At 56.3% G+C, this 15,782-nt stretch carries 17 protein-coding genes; all 17 read left to right on the top strand.

Annotated elements, in window-relative coordinates:
* The first annotated feature begins 136 nt into the window (after positions 1-136).
* The gene (locus KF892_23945; GenBank protein MBX3628083.1) at positions 137-379 is read left to right on the top strand and encodes a hypothetical protein; all 243 of its coding nucleotides are present in this window, start codon (positions 137-139) and stop codon (positions 377-379) included.
* 1,261 nt (positions 380-1,640) lie between these two features.
* Positions 1,641-2,192: a hypothetical protein gene (locus KF892_23940; protein ID MBX3628082.1), complete on the top strand. Its 552-nt coding sequence runs from the start codon at positions 1,641-1,643 to the stop codon at positions 2,190-2,192.
* A 77-nt stretch (positions 2,193-2,269) separates the two neighbouring features.
* On the top strand, positions 2,270-2,704 hold the full coding sequence (locus KF892_23935) for a hypothetical protein (GenBank protein ID MBX3628081.1): 435 nt from the start codon (positions 2,270-2,272) through the stop codon (positions 2,702-2,704).
* 76 nt (positions 2,705-2,780) lie between these two features.
* Positions 2,781-3,380, top strand: coding sequence for a DUF4166 domain-containing protein (locus tag KF892_23930; protein MBX3628080.1), 600 nt, complete (start codon positions 2,781-2,783; stop codon positions 3,378-3,380).
* Between the two features lie 758 nt (positions 3,381-4,138).
* The gene (locus KF892_23925) at positions 4,139-5,014 is read left to right on the top strand and encodes a restriction endonuclease (GenBank protein ID MBX3628079.1); all 876 of its coding nucleotides are present in this window, start codon (positions 4,139-4,141) and stop codon (positions 5,012-5,014) included.
* Between the two features lie 100 nt (positions 5,015-5,114).
* On the top strand, positions 5,115-5,627 hold the full coding sequence (locus KF892_23920) for a hypothetical protein (GenBank protein MBX3628078.1): 513 nt from the start codon (positions 5,115-5,117) through the stop codon (positions 5,625-5,627).
* 380 nt (positions 5,628-6,007) lie between these two features.
* Positions 6,008-6,352, top strand: a complete 345-nt coding sequence (locus KF892_23915) for a hypothetical protein (GenBank protein MBX3628077.1) — start codon at positions 6,008-6,010, stop codon at positions 6,350-6,352.
* A gap of 942 nt (positions 6,353-7,294) precedes the next feature.
* Complete coding sequence (locus KF892_23910; protein ID MBX3628076.1) at positions 7,295-7,717, top strand: zinc-ribbon domain containing protein; 423 nt, start codon at positions 7,295-7,297, stop codon at positions 7,715-7,717.
* Positions 7,718-9,289: 1,572 nt separating this feature from the next.
* Entirely contained in the window at positions 9,290-9,805 is a 516-nt protein-coding gene (locus KF892_23905; GenBank protein ID MBX3628075.1) for a hypothetical protein, read from the top strand.
* An 804-nt stretch (positions 9,806-10,609) separates the two neighbouring features.
* Entirely contained in the window at positions 10,610-11,062 is a 453-nt protein-coding gene (locus KF892_23900) for a hypothetical protein (protein MBX3628074.1), read from the top strand.
* A 495-nt stretch (positions 11,063-11,557) separates the two neighbouring features.
* Positions 11,558-12,004, top strand: coding sequence for a tyrosine-protein phosphatase (locus tag KF892_23895; protein MBX3628073.1), 447 nt, complete (start codon positions 11,558-11,560; stop codon positions 12,002-12,004).
* Between the two features lie 69 nt (positions 12,005-12,073).
* Positions 12,074-12,469 (top strand): SMI1/KNR4 family protein, encoded by a 396-nt coding sequence (locus KF892_23890; protein MBX3628072.1) that lies wholly within the window; start codon positions 12,074-12,076, stop codon positions 12,467-12,469.
* 86 nt (positions 12,470-12,555) lie between these two features.
* Positions 12,556-13,152 (top strand): hypothetical protein, encoded by a 597-nt coding sequence (locus tag KF892_23885; GenBank protein MBX3628071.1) that lies wholly within the window; start codon positions 12,556-12,558, stop codon positions 13,150-13,152.
* A gap of 99 nt (positions 13,153-13,251) precedes the next feature.
* A complete protein-coding gene (locus KF892_23880) occupies positions 13,252-13,683 on the top strand; it encodes a cupin domain-containing protein (GenBank protein ID MBX3628070.1) in 432 nt (143 codons plus the stop codon).
* Between the two features lie 542 nt (positions 13,684-14,225).
* A complete protein-coding gene (locus KF892_23875) occupies positions 14,226-14,717 on the top strand; it encodes a hypothetical protein (protein MBX3628069.1) in 492 nt (163 codons plus the stop codon).
* A 172-nt stretch (positions 14,718-14,889) separates the two neighbouring features.
* Positions 14,890-15,057 carry a hypothetical protein gene (locus KF892_23870; GenBank protein ID MBX3628068.1) on the top strand — a complete coding sequence of 56 codons (168 nt, stop codon included), beginning with the start codon at positions 14,890-14,892 and terminating at the stop codon, positions 15,055-15,057.
* 107 nt (positions 15,058-15,164) lie between these two features.
* Entirely contained in the window at positions 15,165-15,659 is a 495-nt protein-coding gene (locus tag KF892_23865; protein ID MBX3628067.1) for a hypothetical protein, read from the top strand.
* The last annotated feature ends 123 nt before the right edge of the window (positions 15,660-15,782 follow it).

The following is a 15,782-nucleotide window of genomic DNA, read 5'->3' as shown; positions in this document are numbered from 1 at the left end:
GAGAGGACGTGCCCCGGCAAGCCGGGTCACGCCTCTCATGTCAAACGTTAGGCGTCGCCAGAACATTTCGTAGAAGTCCCTGCACCCCTCTCCATCAGCCTCTCTGAGCCAAAGAACGAAGAAGTCACCCACTTGCATGAAGATCGCACTCATACAGTTGGTGAACGTAGTGCTACTTGCGTTCCTCTCAACGCTTGCGCTAGATGCTTGGTGGAAGTTCTTTTTGTTTGGCCTACTGGTCATCCTGATCACATCTGCGCTGGCGGTTCGATTCAAGCGCTCAGCAACAGCTCTAACGGTCGGGGCTCTGCCAATTGCCTGGATGGCGGGGCTAGCGCTATTCGTCGTCGCGAACCTGCTCGGGTTTCATATCGGATAGCCGCGTCGAGAAGTAAGCGCCGCTAGACACAAGAGTCAGAAAGAGGGAAACAGCACATGACCGGTATCAATCTGCGCGGTTGCACAGCGCCGCCTAACCCTTCCATCGAGAGGACGTCGCCCGGCAAGCCGGGCGCCGCCTCTCATGTCAAACGTTAGGCGGCGCTAAAGGCAAAGCCGAGCCGAGTTGCAAAGATGGCTCGCACTCCCCTTCCCCCATGTGGCAGGCTCTCGGGCCCATCCAAGAGATTGTTCTGCCTGCGTTCACTGCCGAAATGTGTTCCTCTGAGCATCGAGCGAATGACCGTGCTGACTCGATGCAGTCGTCGTCAGTCAGTCCTTGGGTTTAGCCGTCGTGGGCGCCCTGCACTATCCGAGCCATGCCGAGAACCGATGCGCCCTGAAACCACACGCCGGCTAAAGTTGCTCGTCTGGCTGCGCCTTGCTTCCTCGAATGCGGCGCCGCCTAACCCTTCCATCGAGAGGACCCGCCCCGGCAAGCCGGGTCGGGCCTCTCATGTCAAACGTTAGGCGTCGCCAGGGGCCCTCGGTGAACTTCCTCAGCCGGCTGTACTGCCCCCACTGGTACGCTTCGGCCAAGTTTCAAAAGTGGATAGATATGGATTCCACATCTATCCACAAATGGCTAGATCTATCCACTTGTGGCTACATCTGGCTTCCCAGATTAATGTCCATATCACGTTAGGCGCTTCAATCCATGCCGCCTTACTTGCTCTGCTCAGCCAAAACAACGGAGGTCTTCAGTGGAGATTGATGCAGTCGCGTACCTTGGTGCCACCGAAGACGGGGAAAGTCTCGTCTTTGGCTTGGCTGAGAAGTCAGGCGACGAACATGAGTTCACGTTGCACTACTCAAAGATGAGCCGCTTGCTAACTGCCATCCTCACTGCCGGTCAAGTTGCCGCGAAGAATCGAACGTCCAAAACACCGCTCGGGGCCGTGATGCCCGAGCTACAGAATCTCATGATTCTGAGTGCCTCCGACGCGCAGAAACTGCCGGATGGAAATGTTGCCGCCAGGCTCCTTGTGCAAGACGTTCCAATTGATCTACGTCTCACGCAAGCACAAGCAGCAGAGTTCGCAGAGAGGTTGCGCATAGCTTGCGCAGCATCGAATCCCGCTTCTTCATCGCGGCCCCACTAATCTCATGGCGGGCCTAAGTGTGGAAGCGCCTAACCCTTCCATCGAGAGGACGTCGCCCGGCAAGCCGGGCGCCGCCTCTCATGTCAAACGTTAGACGCCATGAACACAAAGCACCTTGATCCGCTGCGCAAAGAACTTCGCGCGCTTCAAACCGTTCAGCCACCCAATCCTTGGCACAAGGTGAGCATGGTCGCAGTGGGCGGCTTACGCGCTGTCGGGTTTGATCCAAACTCCGAGCTTCTTCTTGTCGTCTCAAGCGCAGGCCGTGGAGTCATCGATTGCCAGTCAGGGAAGAAGATAGCTCGCGACGACAGCGAGTACTACGAAGACGGACGACTTCTCGAAGCAGAAGGAATAGGCCCACTCGAAGGCAAAGCGATTCGAATTTCGGGGCCTGCTGGTGGCGGTCTTCCCACCGCAACAGATGACGGTTGGTCAATCGAATTGGTCACTCTCGAATGGCCAGTTCACGAGATTCTGTTGCTAGAGCCATTTGCCTCTCTGTACGACTCTCTGTATGGCAAAACAAGTCGCTTCCATAAGATTGGCAGCGACTCTGAGCTTCGAGCTTGCGGCTTCTCCCGCTCAGGTCAAAGCCTTGTCGTTGCCACGTCCAGCGACATCACGGTGTTCGGGCGCGATGGCGTCTAACCCTTCCATCGAGAGGACGTCGCCCGGCAAGCCGGGCGCCGCCTCTCATGTCAAACGTTAGCTTTCTTGAGAGCGTCATGCCAACCATCACCTTTTCATATCCCGCCGGAGTCTTTGACTTCAACCAAGTTGATCCAGAGACAGGGGAAAGTGGAGTCTTTGTGGAAGACGTTGCCACGCTGCGTTCTCTTGACGGACTTCTGTACGACGAAGAAGTGTTCTCCGATCACATCGGTGATGGCGAGCTGGAGGCCATCGCAGGCATTGGCATTTCAGGCGGCTCACTCGCATTCGCATTCGATGCAAGGTCGAAGCAGCTAATTGCCAAAACAAAGTACTCACTCACAAGGCCGCTCAAGCCAAAGGAAGTCGAGCTTCTTAAGAGCTATACGGTTGGGCAATGGAGTGACGGAATCGGTTCAAATTTCTTTCAGGATCGAATGCATCAAGGTCTAGCACCTCAAGCATTGGTCATGGATGAGAAGCACGTCGTTGTGCAACAAGAAAGCTAACCCTTCCATCGAGAGGACATGCCCCGGCAAGCCGGGTCATGCCTCTCATGTCAAACGTTAGGCGCCAGAAGGCGAGATGAGCGCAGTAGTCGAAGAGTGGTTTGGGGAAGGCTTCACCGAGCTTCATCCTCTACTTCAGCGTCTGCATCGAGAGGGCGGCATCCTGCACGGGCCGGTGGAGGTGTCCTTTGGCCAAGGTCTCGCAGGCATTGTCGGTAGGCGCCTCGCTTCTCGTATGGGCGTGCCTGTGCTCGCAGGCACTCACGATCTGCAGGTCAGCATTCAAAGCAAAGCCGGAGTTCTGCACTGGGGCCGCAGTTTCAATGGGCAAAGCCAGTTCAATTCGAAGTTCCAACCTATTGGCCACTATCCGTCGGGCCACTGGCTTGAGCAGTCCAGTCATCTAAGCCTGGTGCTCGGCGTAGAGGTCAAAGATGGCGGTTGGCACTGGCAGCATCGAAAGACCCGTCTCTTTGGCATTCCAATTCCGAGAACCATCCTTCCCACTACCCTCGCCTCCAAGGGCATCGAGGGCCGGCTATATCGGTTCTCGGTAGAAGTCAGGGCTCCAGTGCTTGGCAAATTGCTGGGCTACTCGGGCAAACTGGCGCCTAACCCTTCCATCGAGAGGACCCGTCCCGGCAAGCCGGGTCGGGCCTCTCATGTCAAACGTTAGGCGCCACAAATGGAGTGGCTTGAGTACTACAAACGCTGGTCAGAGGCGGTTCCACAGCCAGGCCCTGGTGCCCACTTGGCGATGGAAGAAGCGCGAAGACGAGTTCAAAGAAACACTCCCACCGATTGGGAGTGGCTGTCTTCCGCGCTTGGCGATTTCAAACGAAAGAAGTTCGTTGCCCTTCTGTTCCAAAGACAGCCAATCCCAAAGCGCCTACTAAGCGCCTTCGTTCAGGCCAGTGTTCATGAGCGGAACCCCAGCCTGAATCGGATGTACATAGAACCTTGCGTTCGCTCATGGGGCAGTGGGGAGGTCAATCGCCGTTTGCTCAGGTACCTACGCGAAGGAACGAACGAAGAAAAGGCTGGAGCTGCCAGCGCGTTCTACTGGGCAACCGACAACCCGAGAGCCGAAGACCTTTCAGACCTCCGAAACGAAATCCGAGGAGAGCTTCTGCGCGAATTCGTTGAAAACCCCGAAACACACGTCCTCCAGCGGATCATTCCGCTCTTGAACCTGGACGCAGAGTCGTATCCGGAAGCAAGCAGGCCCCTCGTAGAGAAGGCAATTTCTATCGCCAGATCTCACGCTGATGAGTACATACGGCACCGCGTCGAAATCCAATTGGGCGCAGGGGGCCCGTTCCTGCCTATTCCAGGGGCAGGCTCACAATGACGCCTAACCCTTCCATCGAGAGGACATGCCCCGGCAAGCCGGGTCATGCCTCTCATGTCAAACGTTAGGCGTCGGAATCGCGCATGAGCCATCCTTCTCGCCCGGGAAAAGACCTTGAAAAACTTGTCGCGTCGCTAGAGAAGGCGCTCGGCCACCAAGGAGCGGTTCGGGTTGAGTCGCCAGCCTTCCTCAAGGACCGCGTCACTGGTGAACAACGAGAACACGATGTTCTTCTCATCGCATCTAGCGGGCATCACATCACTCGCATCGCAGCCGAATGCCGAGATCGCTCTCGCAAAGTCACCGTCAATGAAATCGAAGCCTTCTTCGCAAAGTGCCAAGACACGGGAATTCATCAAGGCGTAGTTGTGTCTTCCCGAGGATTTACCAAGACGGCTCTTAGCAAGGCTCAACACCTCGGCATTCGAACTCTCGGCCTCACCGATGTCGAATCCTTTAACTGGCTTGGAACCTCCGGAGTCACAGGAACCACAAGGCAGGTAAAGCACGTAAGTTGGCTCTTCGAGCCAGAAGAACATCTGGAATCTCTGCCATCCAAGTACACGGTACTTACGGCCACTGGAAATCCGGTCGAACCGGAGCTTCTAATCGCTGCAGCACGAAACGAATTTAAGAAGATTCCGCATGAAAGCACCCCACCGCCTGATGGAGTCAAGACCATCATCTTCCCAACACCCGACTTGACTATCCGAGACGAAGAGACCAATTCGCTCCACACGGTCAAACGAGCCGTTGTTGACGTCCACTACGAAATCCTCACAGAGTTCGTTCCGTTTCGTTTAGTCAGCTACATCGACAACTCGTCAGGCGAAAGAATCACCGATGCAGCGGTCGCTGACATGAAACTCGGTTCGGTTCCCGGCAAGTTCGTTATCGTCTACAAGGAAGAAGAAGGTGGCCAAGTTGTATTCATACCGGAGAAAAGGGCCGACGCCTAACCCTTCCATCGAGAGGACATGCCCCGGCAAGCCGGGTCATGCCTCTCATGTCAAACGTTAGGCAGCAGAATCGCGTCCCGGGCACCAGGGAGACCAACATATGGCGGCCTATACCTTCAATCAGAACGAACTTCTCACTCTAGGCATAGCCGCGTACGCGGCGATCATCTCAACGTTCGTTTTGGGCTGGGATGCGTACAAGTGGCTGGCGTCTGGCCCCAAGGTTGATTTGTCAGCGTCCACCGGAATGAAGATTCTTGGCGGCCACATCCCAGATCCCAAGACGTACATCTCGATCACCGCGATGAATGTTGGAGATCAACCAACGACGATCACAAACTTGGGTGGTATGTACTTTGAGTCTTGGTGGTGCGCCTACATCACTCGCAAGAAGGCAACGGAAGCATTCATAGTCAACGAGCCATCGCAAGCACAGCGCATTCCGTATCGCTTTGAAGTTGGCGCGCAATGGATAGGTCTCGCTGATCAGACAGAAGACATCGTTGCCAAGGCAGAGCGCGGGTACCTTTTTCTTATTCTCTATACCGCGCATGGTGGCCGTGGGCATAGAGTTCGAGTGAAGGTCCGAGCCAAGAAGGAGGCACCCGTATGAATGCCGTGCCACCACTGCTGCCTAACCCTTCCATCGAGAGGACGTCGCCCGGCAAGCCGGTCGCCGCCTCTCATGTCAAACGTTAGCCGTCGGAGTTCGCATTCATGCGTCGTAAAAAGCCGAGATTTCATAGAACGATGATGGGCTTACAGGTGGCCTTGCTCATAGCCGCTTGCCCTGCATTCGGTCGGGATGTTGACTCGGCAAACTCTAACTTTTGGCCAACGTTCACAGATCAAACGGCCGGCTTCAGGATCAGCTATCCATCACACTGGGTACAACCACCGAAGAGAACGCCAAACACCAGGTTCTCCGCAAGCCCGCCGTCCGGAGCGGGCAACTGCAACGTCGTCGCCAAGCGGAGCAAGGAAATTGAGCGCATGACCCAAGCTGAGCTAAACGCGGAGATTCGCGCACTCGGTACTGACTCAGCGTCATGGGCCGGATACATAGGCGCTGTTGCAACGAATATTCGGGTGCTTTCAACACGACGCGCAGCGATCAACTCAATACCAGCGCTGGTAGGGGTCATAGACGCTGATATGGAAAACCTTCAAGGAAAGTATGTGCGACGACAGATCATTGCAATGACGCTCACGCCGGGTCAAATCTGGTCCATCAACTGCGGGGTTTCAGTAGCCGACGAAAACTCCGCAAAACAAGCATTTGCACAACTTTCGCCCGTCTTTGAAAAGGTTCTCGGGTCGTTCGCTTTCACGCAGTAGGCCGACGGCTAACCCTTCCATCGAGAGGACATGCCCCGGCAAGCCGGGTCATGCCTCTCATGTCAAACGTTAGGCATCGCGAGAGGTGCGAAGTGTTCTTGTTGCCACTGAGCCTTCGTTCAAAGCCGCATTCGCAAGCGCCGGCATCGAGGCGTCCCACCAAGTCGGCTGAAGCTCGCTTATTCCTTGGCTGGCCTCGCACCGCGCCGCAGGTTCCAAGGTCCGTTTTTCAGTTCCGGCTGGGAGCGTCGAGGTGAGAACCGCCGTTGTTCGTCAGGCTGGGCTCTACCGTTCAGGCCAAGCTCTTTCTCGCACTGCTCGCTCAGTAGGCACGGCCGGTTCAACCGTGTTCGTGGTTGGCGCTCTGCGCCGCAGTGCTGCGCCTGGCAGTCAGTCCATGGGCGCTGCCGGGTACGGCAGCTTGGCTCGTTCGCTTTGTCGAGAGGCCCGAAGTGGTGGCACCATGTGCGCCAGGCCGTGCAGCGCTGCTAAGTCACAGGCAGGCCGCGGCGCGCCGCCTAACCCTTCCATCGAGAGGACGTCACAAGGGCTACGCCCTTGCGCCGCCTCTCATGTCAAACGTTATACGCCTCGCTAGGAGCATATGAGCGTGTCGTCCGTGCCATTCAAAGCTCGGCGCCGCCACTTGGCGGCCACGCTCTGGCATGACATGCCACTACCTGAGCGCCGCCCATCGGGACCGCGGCTGAACGCGCTGCCTCTGGTCGGCGTTCGAGAGTTGGCCTGTGCTTTGCCACCCACCGGAAGGTGTGGCCAGTCGCGGCCGCCCTTTGCTTCCTGCAGGCTGGCTCAGCTTCGAGCTGCCTCTTCCCTCTGCAGCCCGTTTGCCTTCGGCGTTGGGGCTGCGTATAACCCGCCCATCGAGAGGACGTCGCCCGGCAGGCCGGGCGCCGCCTCTCATGTAGCACGTTAGGCGTTCGTATGAAACAGAGCGACAGACCAACGTCCGTAACGGCAGACCCGGAGCAGTGGTCGGACAAGAGCAAACAAACCGTCTCGTATGGTTTCACTCGTGAGTACAAGGACAAGCCGTACAAGTGCTGGCGTTGCAAAGTGGAATGTGTCTTCACTGCTCAAGACCAGAAGTACACGTATGAGGTAAAGAAGGCGAGCATTGATCAACATCGTTCGCTTTGCGCGAACTGCTGGTCCGAATCACATCGGATTCGCAACATGCTTGTGGAATGTGAGGAACGGTGGGCTGAAAGCAAAGCAAAGCTGCAAACCGACAAATCATTCCTCAATCATTGGTCAGAACTCTTAGTTGCTCTGGAGGCGTATGTTCCTTACAAACCCAACACCGCCAAGAAAAACATGCTGGCCAAGTTGCTCGCGAACGCCTAACCCTTCCATCGAGCTGACATGCCCCGGCAAGCCGGGTCATGCAGCTCATGTCAAACGTTAGGCGGCGCTAAAGGTAAAGCCGTGCCGAGTTGCAAAGATGGCTGTCATTGCCTTTCTCCCGTTTGGCAGGCTTCGGGGCTCATCCAAGAGAGTGTTCTGCCTGCGTTCGCCATCGCAATGTGTTTCCCTGAGCATCGAGCAGATGACCGTGCCAACTCGATGCAGTCGTCGTCAGTCAGTCCTTGGGTTTAGCCGTCGTGGGCGCCCTGCACCGTCCAAGCTATGCCGCGAACCGATGTGCCCTGATAGCACACGCCGGCTAAAGTTGCTCGTCGGGCTGCGCCTTGCTTCCTCGAATGCTGCGCCGCCTAACCCTTCCATCGAGAGGACCCGCCCCGGCAAGCCGGGTCGTGCCTCTCATGTCAAACGTTGGGCATCACTCAAGCCGCGCCTTCACAGCACGAATTCGAGAGGAGAAAGGTAAATATGCGCCGTTCAGTGAAGGTCACTCTTATCGTTGCTCTTGGGCTTGTCCTTGGAATCGCCTTCCTCTTATTCACCGCCCGTCCGAAGGCGATCTCTGAATACTCTACGGAAGAACTTTGGCTCGGCTTCAACGGAGCAGTTGAGCAAGGAAATGATTCAGCAAGCTATCTCGCAATGAGAGAACTTTGCAATCGAGATGGCTCCGTCAGCTACACAGAGAAATCCGAGAGATGGTCTGCATGCAGTTCAGTGGCACGAGAAATATGCAGCCGCGCTCCAGCATGTAGACCCACGCCGATACCGGCCTCTGGCTGCACAAGCGGTGCAGCGGTTGATGACAAGACTCGCTTCTTTCTCTACATAAACTGCAAAGTGGTTCTAAATGAGCCACAAGACAACGTGCGCTTCGGTCGCCCTGGAGGAGGAGGCTCGACTGGAAAAGTCAATGTCAAAGGCATCGCCGCCCCACTTCGCCAGTAGCTCGCAGTTGTTGAAACCCTCCTCTATAGTGATGCCCAACCCTTCCATCGAGAGGACGCTTTCCGGCCTGCGGCCTCCAAGCGCCTCTCATGTCAAACGTTGGGCGTCATAGAGCCATGCCGAGCCAGTCCGTCGAAGAGATCTGTCTGCGCCTCAAAGCGAATCAAGAGACGCTTTCAGCTGTCACGTCAGGGCACAGCTACATGCCCTTGCTTCCGCTCCTCGAACATCCGTGGCATGAAGTTAAGGCTCAGCTTCACGCAAAGCTCGTGGAGGCCGGAGTTTCTACTCGCGAAGTCGAGTGCGTGTCACTAGAAAAGCTGGCTGTATTCGCGCTTTCCTCTTGGGGGTCTCACTGGCCAGAACTCGCGGTTTCCTGGCTTGAGAGTGGCCTTCCAATCAATGAGCCGCTTGCGGGGGCCCTAGAGACAATGTCGCAAGAAAAGAACCTACCTCAGGCATTTCGTCATCGAGCGTTCGCCTTAGCGAAACGGTGGCGTCGAACTCAAGAGAATCCAGAGGCGAAATGACGCCCAACCCTTCCATCGAGAGGACGTCACCCGGCAGGCCGGGCGCCGCCTCTCATGTCAAACGTTAGGCCTCGCGATGAATGCCGTTGAGCAGCTGCAAGCACTTCACTTCCGTATGCGCACAGGAGATGCAAGCTGGACGGATTGCATCGATTGGGCTATCGAGCGTTTACGTCGCGACGAAGAAGGCGACGATCTCGATGTCGTCATGCTGGCCGCAGCAACACGAGCAGATGAAGTCGATCCACTTGTCCTTCAGATCGTCGAACGCTACATCGCGCCAGGGGCATTGAGCGATGAGTTGGCAGCAGGAAAACTGATTGTTGACCTGTACCACGCATACAAGGAAGGTAAAGAGAACGTTGTGTCGCTCGAACCAAAGTTATGGCGCCTGTTCTACGACCTCGGTCAACCGAGCTGGCTCGTGATGCTTGCTAGAAATTGCGAATACGCCACCGACACTGAGCCCTTCCAAAGACCTTTCGATCAAGAATTCGAGTACATCACTCGTCTGTGGCGAACATCAAAGTCAAAGGAAGAGTTCTTGTCAAAGTACGACCGGAAGGTCTCAGATTCGCATGACGCAATGTGAGCTTCAAAGCGAGTCAAGCGTGCCACTCCGCGCGAGGCCTAACCCTTCCATCGAGAGGACTCGCCCCGGCAAGCCGGGTCGAGCCTCTCATGTCAAACGTTAGGCGTCGCCAGGGGGCCTCGGTGAACTTCCTCAGCCGGCTGTACTGCCCCCACTGGTACGCTTCGGCCAAGTTTTAAAGGTGGATAGATATGGATTCCACATCTATCCACAAATGGCTAGATCTAGCCACTTGTGGCTACATCTGGCTTCCCAGATTAATGTCCATATCACGTTAGGCCGCAACAAAGCCGATGCAACACGACCACTACTGCACGTGCAAGGTATGTGACTTCACATTTTCCGGCGGTCATTCGCATCACGCAGGTGCTGCCGCAGTAATGTGCTCCGCATGTGCAACTGAGTTCTGCTTTCCCACCAGAAGTTCTTGGGGCCCAAACATTGGGGAAGTACTCGAGCTTCACAAGCTTGTAAGGACCTTCGATCCAAAGACCAAGAAGCGCAAAGTCCTACTTCGTGTCACGCGCGAGGCAACAGGCATCTTGATCGAAGTTCAAGAAGGAGAGTCCCCCAGTCACGCGCACTATCCGATTGAGTCCCTAGCCTGCCCTGAGTGCAACGCCGAAAGCGCGCTAAAGCTGGATTTCAACTCTGGGGAGACTTGCCCGAAGTGCAAATCGGGCAAGCTTCAATGCGAAGAAGTCGAGTACTAAAGTTGCGGCCTAACCCTTCCATCGAGAGGACTCGCCCCGGCAAGCCGGGTCGAGCCTCTCATGTCAAACGTTAGACGCCACCAGCTCGCTTATGGCTATCTGGCAATTCGATCTCTCCTTCTTCCCGCTGGGAGGAGCGATGCCATGGAAAACTGCCGACGGGCACGAATTTCCAGCGATCCAGCCGCAGAAAGTAGCCCACGCCCGCGATTGGCTTGCGGCTCACTTCGGAGAACCCTCCGTCGTACTGGAAGATTGGTTTCTCTATGGCCTAGAAGAAGGAAATCGCATTGATGTCTTGGTCAATGAAGATGGAAGCGCAGAGCTTTCAGCACGCATAGACGCACGCAGGAATCCGCAGCAGTTCATCGGAAAGCTCTCGGAACTCGCGACACTTATCGAATGCGGACTGTTCTCCGCCGAATACTGGAAGCCAGTAGAAGCATCCCCCGAGGCCATTCGGCTTTCTCTGGAGAAGTCACGAGCAGCCACTTTCGTGCTCGATCCAATCAAGGTTCTTAGGGGTGCCAACAGTGGCGCCTAACCCTTCCATCGAGAGGACTCGCCCCGGCAAGCCGGGTCGAGCCTCTCATGTCAAACGTTGAGCGGCACTAAAGACGAGGCATGTCGCCTTCGAGAAATTCGGTGGCAGACCAATGGCCAGTTCAGTACCTCATCGCAAGAAGAGCAAGTTCCTGCCTGCGTTCACCACCGCAATGTTTTCGTCTGTGCACTCTGCAAGTCACCGTGCCCACTCGATGCAGCCATCGTCAGTCAGTCCGTTGGTTAGCCGGCGTGGGCGCCCTGCACCAGCCGAGGCTTGCTGCGAACCGATGCGCCCTGAAAGCGCACGCCGGCTAAAGTTGATCGCCTGGCTGCGCCCTGCCCCATCGAGGCAAGCGCCGCCCAACCCTTCCATCGAGAGGACGTCGCCCGGCAGGCCGGGCGCCGCCTCTCATGTCAAACGTTAGAGCGCATTCAAGTGCTGCGGCCAGAACTTCATTGGGTTCAAGGAATCGAGCCATATAGGCTCGCACTGATGCCTCGGCCACGAAGCGGGGAGCAACTCAAAGACGAAGTTGCTGGCTGGCACAAAGAGTCCATTGGCGTAGTCGTCTCGCTTCTCGAAAGTCACGAGATAGAAAACTTAAACCTACAGGCCCAGACAAGCCTCTGCGAGAGCCAAGAAATCGAGTTCCTGCACTTCCCCGTCCAAGATTGGGGCGTACCAAGTTCTCACGAAAAGCTCTATGAGCTATTGGTAGTTCTGCATTCACGCCTTCAGCAAGGCCAAGCAGTCGCCATTCATTGCCGGGCGGGTATCGGTCGCACCGGAGTAGTGGCAGGTAGCCTTCTTCACCTCCTGGGCGCACCAAGCCAAAACATCTTTCACTTGCTCAGCCGCAGCAGAGGATTTTCCATGCCGGCCACAACCGCTCAAGCAGAGTGGGTCGAGCAGTTCTGTCGGAGCCAAAATGCGCTCTAACCCTTCCATCGAGAGGACGTCCAACGGGCTACGCCCGTCGGCCGCCTCTCATGTCAAACGTTGGGCGTCATGAATCCTCCTAGCGAAATCGAGCGAATCCTTTCGTCCGGTCGGTCTGCGCGAGACCCTGAAGTTGAGCAAGTCAGCGAGTCGCAGTTGCGCTCAGCAGAAGATGAGCTTGGCTTCAGGTTCCCGGCGAGCTATCGCGAGTTCGTCAAGCTCGGCGGCTTGAGTGAGCTAAGAATTTCACATGAGGTTTTAGGCCCGGTCGAGATAGTCAGTAGCCTTCCTCAAGTCGATGGGCACAAATACGTCCCTTTTGCCGACAACCAATGCGGTGATCTCTATTGCTGGGTCAAAGCCGGAGATGCTGAGCCCCTGGTTGTGTTCGCCGATCACGAGACAGGCGAATACATAGCCAATGCTGCATCCTTCACAGCCTGGCTTGAAGCCAATCGGTTCTAGGCGAAGAATGACGCCCAACCCTTCCATCGAGAGGACATGCCCCGGCAAGCCGGGTCATGCCTCTCATGTCAAACGTTAGGCATCGCATGGAACATGCCAAGTACGACCGAACCGCCGACATACCAGTCCGCCACAGATTTGTGGACTACGTATGCACGATTGGCTATGCGGAGTACGAAGAGGAATTCCATCTGCTGGCATCGCGCTATGCAGATGCAGCTCGCTCAGGTTCACAGCCGCCAGACGGTATGGCCCTATACCTCCGCATCCTCCAAGAGCCAGGCTTGCGCGCGACGCTGCTTGAAGCTCTGGTACCCGACTCGAAAGCACAGGTTGCACAGCTTAGAGAGAAGGCCATCGCAGAGAGAGGTAAGAGCTACGGTTTGTGGTTGGGCTTTGCAGCTCTTTGCCTTCTCGGCTACTGCTTGTACAAAGCCACTTTTCTCCTCGCGCGTCACCTCGGAAATGACTGGGCAGAGTTCGTCACTTTCATCCCCGCCTTCTTTGCATTTCTGGTCGTCTTTCCCGTCCAGCACGCGGTCGAACGATGGTACGCACGCCGCTACTGCGCTCAAATCAGCCATCGACTTGAGACCTTCAAAGACAAGCAGGGCCGAGAAGTCACCTTGTGCAAGCGTTGCGGTCTTCGCATCAGCTCCTCGAGTGTGGCGAGCGATGCCTAACCCTTCCATCGAGAGGACGTCACAAGGGCTACGCCCTTGCGCCGCCTCTCATGTCAAACGTTAGGCGCCATAGAAGCCGCTCGCTGAATTGGAAATGCCATGAACAACGCTACCGGCGAAGTGCAAGGCCTCAGGCCAGATCGCGAAGTCATGACTCGGCAGCGTTTGCCGTACTTCGTTGGCATCTCTGGCTCCACCGTAGGTGCTACGGGCCTTTCCATGCACCTGGTAGTCATTCCGCCAGGAGCACAGGCCGAGCCGCACATTCACGTTGGGTACGAGACAGGCATCTACGTCCTAGAAGGAAAGGTTCTTACCCGATGGGGCCACGCACTCGAAAACGAAGTTGTCAGCCAGGCCGGAGACTTTCTTTTCGTTCCGCCGGGTGTGCCACACGAGGCTGTGAATCTCAGTGCCACGGAGCCTGCTCGTGCGGTCGTAGCAAGAAACCACCCTGCTGAGCAAGATCTGGTTGAGCCCTTCGCTCGCCCCGCCAAGCCGGAGAGTTCTCGGCCGCACAATGGCGCCTAACCCTTCCATCGAGAGGACATGCCCCGGCAAGCCGGGTCATGCCTCTCATGTCAAACGTTAGGCGCTGCAGCGATGAAGTTGCCCCTTGTTTTGGTCACCCTCTGCTGCGGGTTGGCATTGGCAGCAACGGTCTATGTCATGCGGTCGGGCGAGGTGATTTCAGTTGTCGCTCAAAGGGACTTGCCTCTTCTCGATCCAAATACTCTGGTGGGCAAGATCGGAGATCGACCAACGGTAGTCGCTGTCTTACCCGCTGGCCAGGCCCTGCCCGTGGTCGCCTGTCACGACAGGAAGAGCGACATTGATGTAATTGCGGAATACAACGGGAAGAGGGTTGTTCCAGGCTGGTCTCCCGGAGCGTACAAACTCGACCGCAGGGCAGCTTCAATGCGAGAAGAAGGAGCAATTACTTCATGCCTCGGCCTCTTGTAGACACAGCGCCTAACCCTTCCATCGAGAGGACTCGCCCCGGCAAGCCGGGTCGAGCCTCTCATGTCAAACGTTAGAGCGCACGAACATATCTACCACCAGAGGGGTCGTATATGCCGCTAGAGATTCAAGCCGCATTAATCGCTGCCGCCAGCGGCCTGATTGGCGTCCTAGTCGGCGTAGCTCTCACATGGTTCACCAGCCGATCGCTTGCGCAATCGCATCGCCTTGCAAGCCAAGAAGACGAGCTGAAGCTGGCTCGTAGAGTCGCTTACGCACATTTCCTAAGCACCTACACGCAACTGCAGCTTCGCCCGTTTCCCATTGGAGCTTTCGATACAGAAGAGAAAACATTCGCGGCACAAGTTCACGTGCTTGAGTTGCTAGGCAATGAGCATGTATACCGCCACGCCGATGCTCTTCTTGCTACATACGCAGATCGCAGGCAAGGCAAAGAATGTCCGAATCACGTCCAAGTTCATCGTGATCTCTTGGCTGCGATGCGAGCCGCTGCAGGCCTGCATCCCGGGGAAGTGCGCTCTAACCCTTCCATCGAGAGGACACTGCCCGGCAAGCCGGTCAGCGCCTCTCATGTCAAACGTTAGGCGTCCGAATCAAGCGAGATTTGCAATGACCGGAACCGTAGTCATCAGAAAGGGTTGCTCTCATGACTTGCGAACAGTCGATTTCGCGTGGCTTGTAAGTGAGCTTCAGTCAAAGACTGGCAGGGCCGCGGAAGTTCTGACCAAGGTTCTGTGGCCGCACGATGAAGCTGGCATGGACATGCTGCAAGCGGACGAACTCGAAGAAGAAGAGTTCAAGCTGTTTGCGCGGGCGATAAGGGAAGTTCTCGAGGCGTCCAGAATGGGAACAAACGGTTCAACCGGAATGACGCACTTCCTCGAATCCCTTCTTCAGAGCATCGAGGGTGATCCAAGACATTAGAAATCCAGCGGCGGCAAGGCTCACATCACGGCCGCCTAACCCTTCCATCGAGAGGACTCGCCCCGGCAAGCCGGGTCGAGCCTCTCATGTCAAACGTTAGGCGCCGCATGCTGAAACTCGACGACCCCACCATTCTCGACAGCGTCTACAAACTGTTTGTCACCTGTCGCCACCTCGGCCGCATGCTGCCAACTATTCCTGAGGCACCAGAAGGCTCCATCTCAAAGTACGCCTTCTACCTCGCAAGTTTGAAGTCCGGTGGAGAACCAAAGGTAGTTCGCTGTGTAGTGAAGGGTTGGGGAGCAGAACAGCATCAGTCGGTAGTGTCTGCCGCAATCGAGGCATCAGGTGAACCTACAGACTGCGACTCCACCGCCGTCATTACCGACTACGGCTTAGTAAACAGCGCGGAACTGAGAGTGTCGGTATTCGTGCGTCGCTACAAGCTAAACGCCAGCTTTGCCTTCCAAGCCACGGGAGACAGCATCTCGTACATCCAGTCCGATGAAGAGGCGGAACAAGACATACTTCGCTTGATCGGAGGCTGGGCAGCCTCCACGAAAGCCAGACCTCCTAGAAAGAAGTTTCTGGGCCTTTTTTAGGCGCACTCCGGAGTGCTGCGCCTAACCCTTCCATCGAGAGGACGCTTTCCGGCCTACGGCCTCCAAGCGCCTCTCATGTCAAACGTTAGGCGTCGGAGGGAGCGTCAGCGACGCATACTGTGC

Origin of the sequence: Rhizobacter sp., assembly GCA_019635355.1 — a bacterium.
GTDB lineage: Bacteria > Pseudomonadota > Gammaproteobacteria > Burkholderiales > Burkholderiaceae_C > Rhizobacter.
The sequence above is the reverse complement of the archived record's forward strand: the minus strand, read 5'-3'. Positions and strand labels throughout refer to the sequence as shown.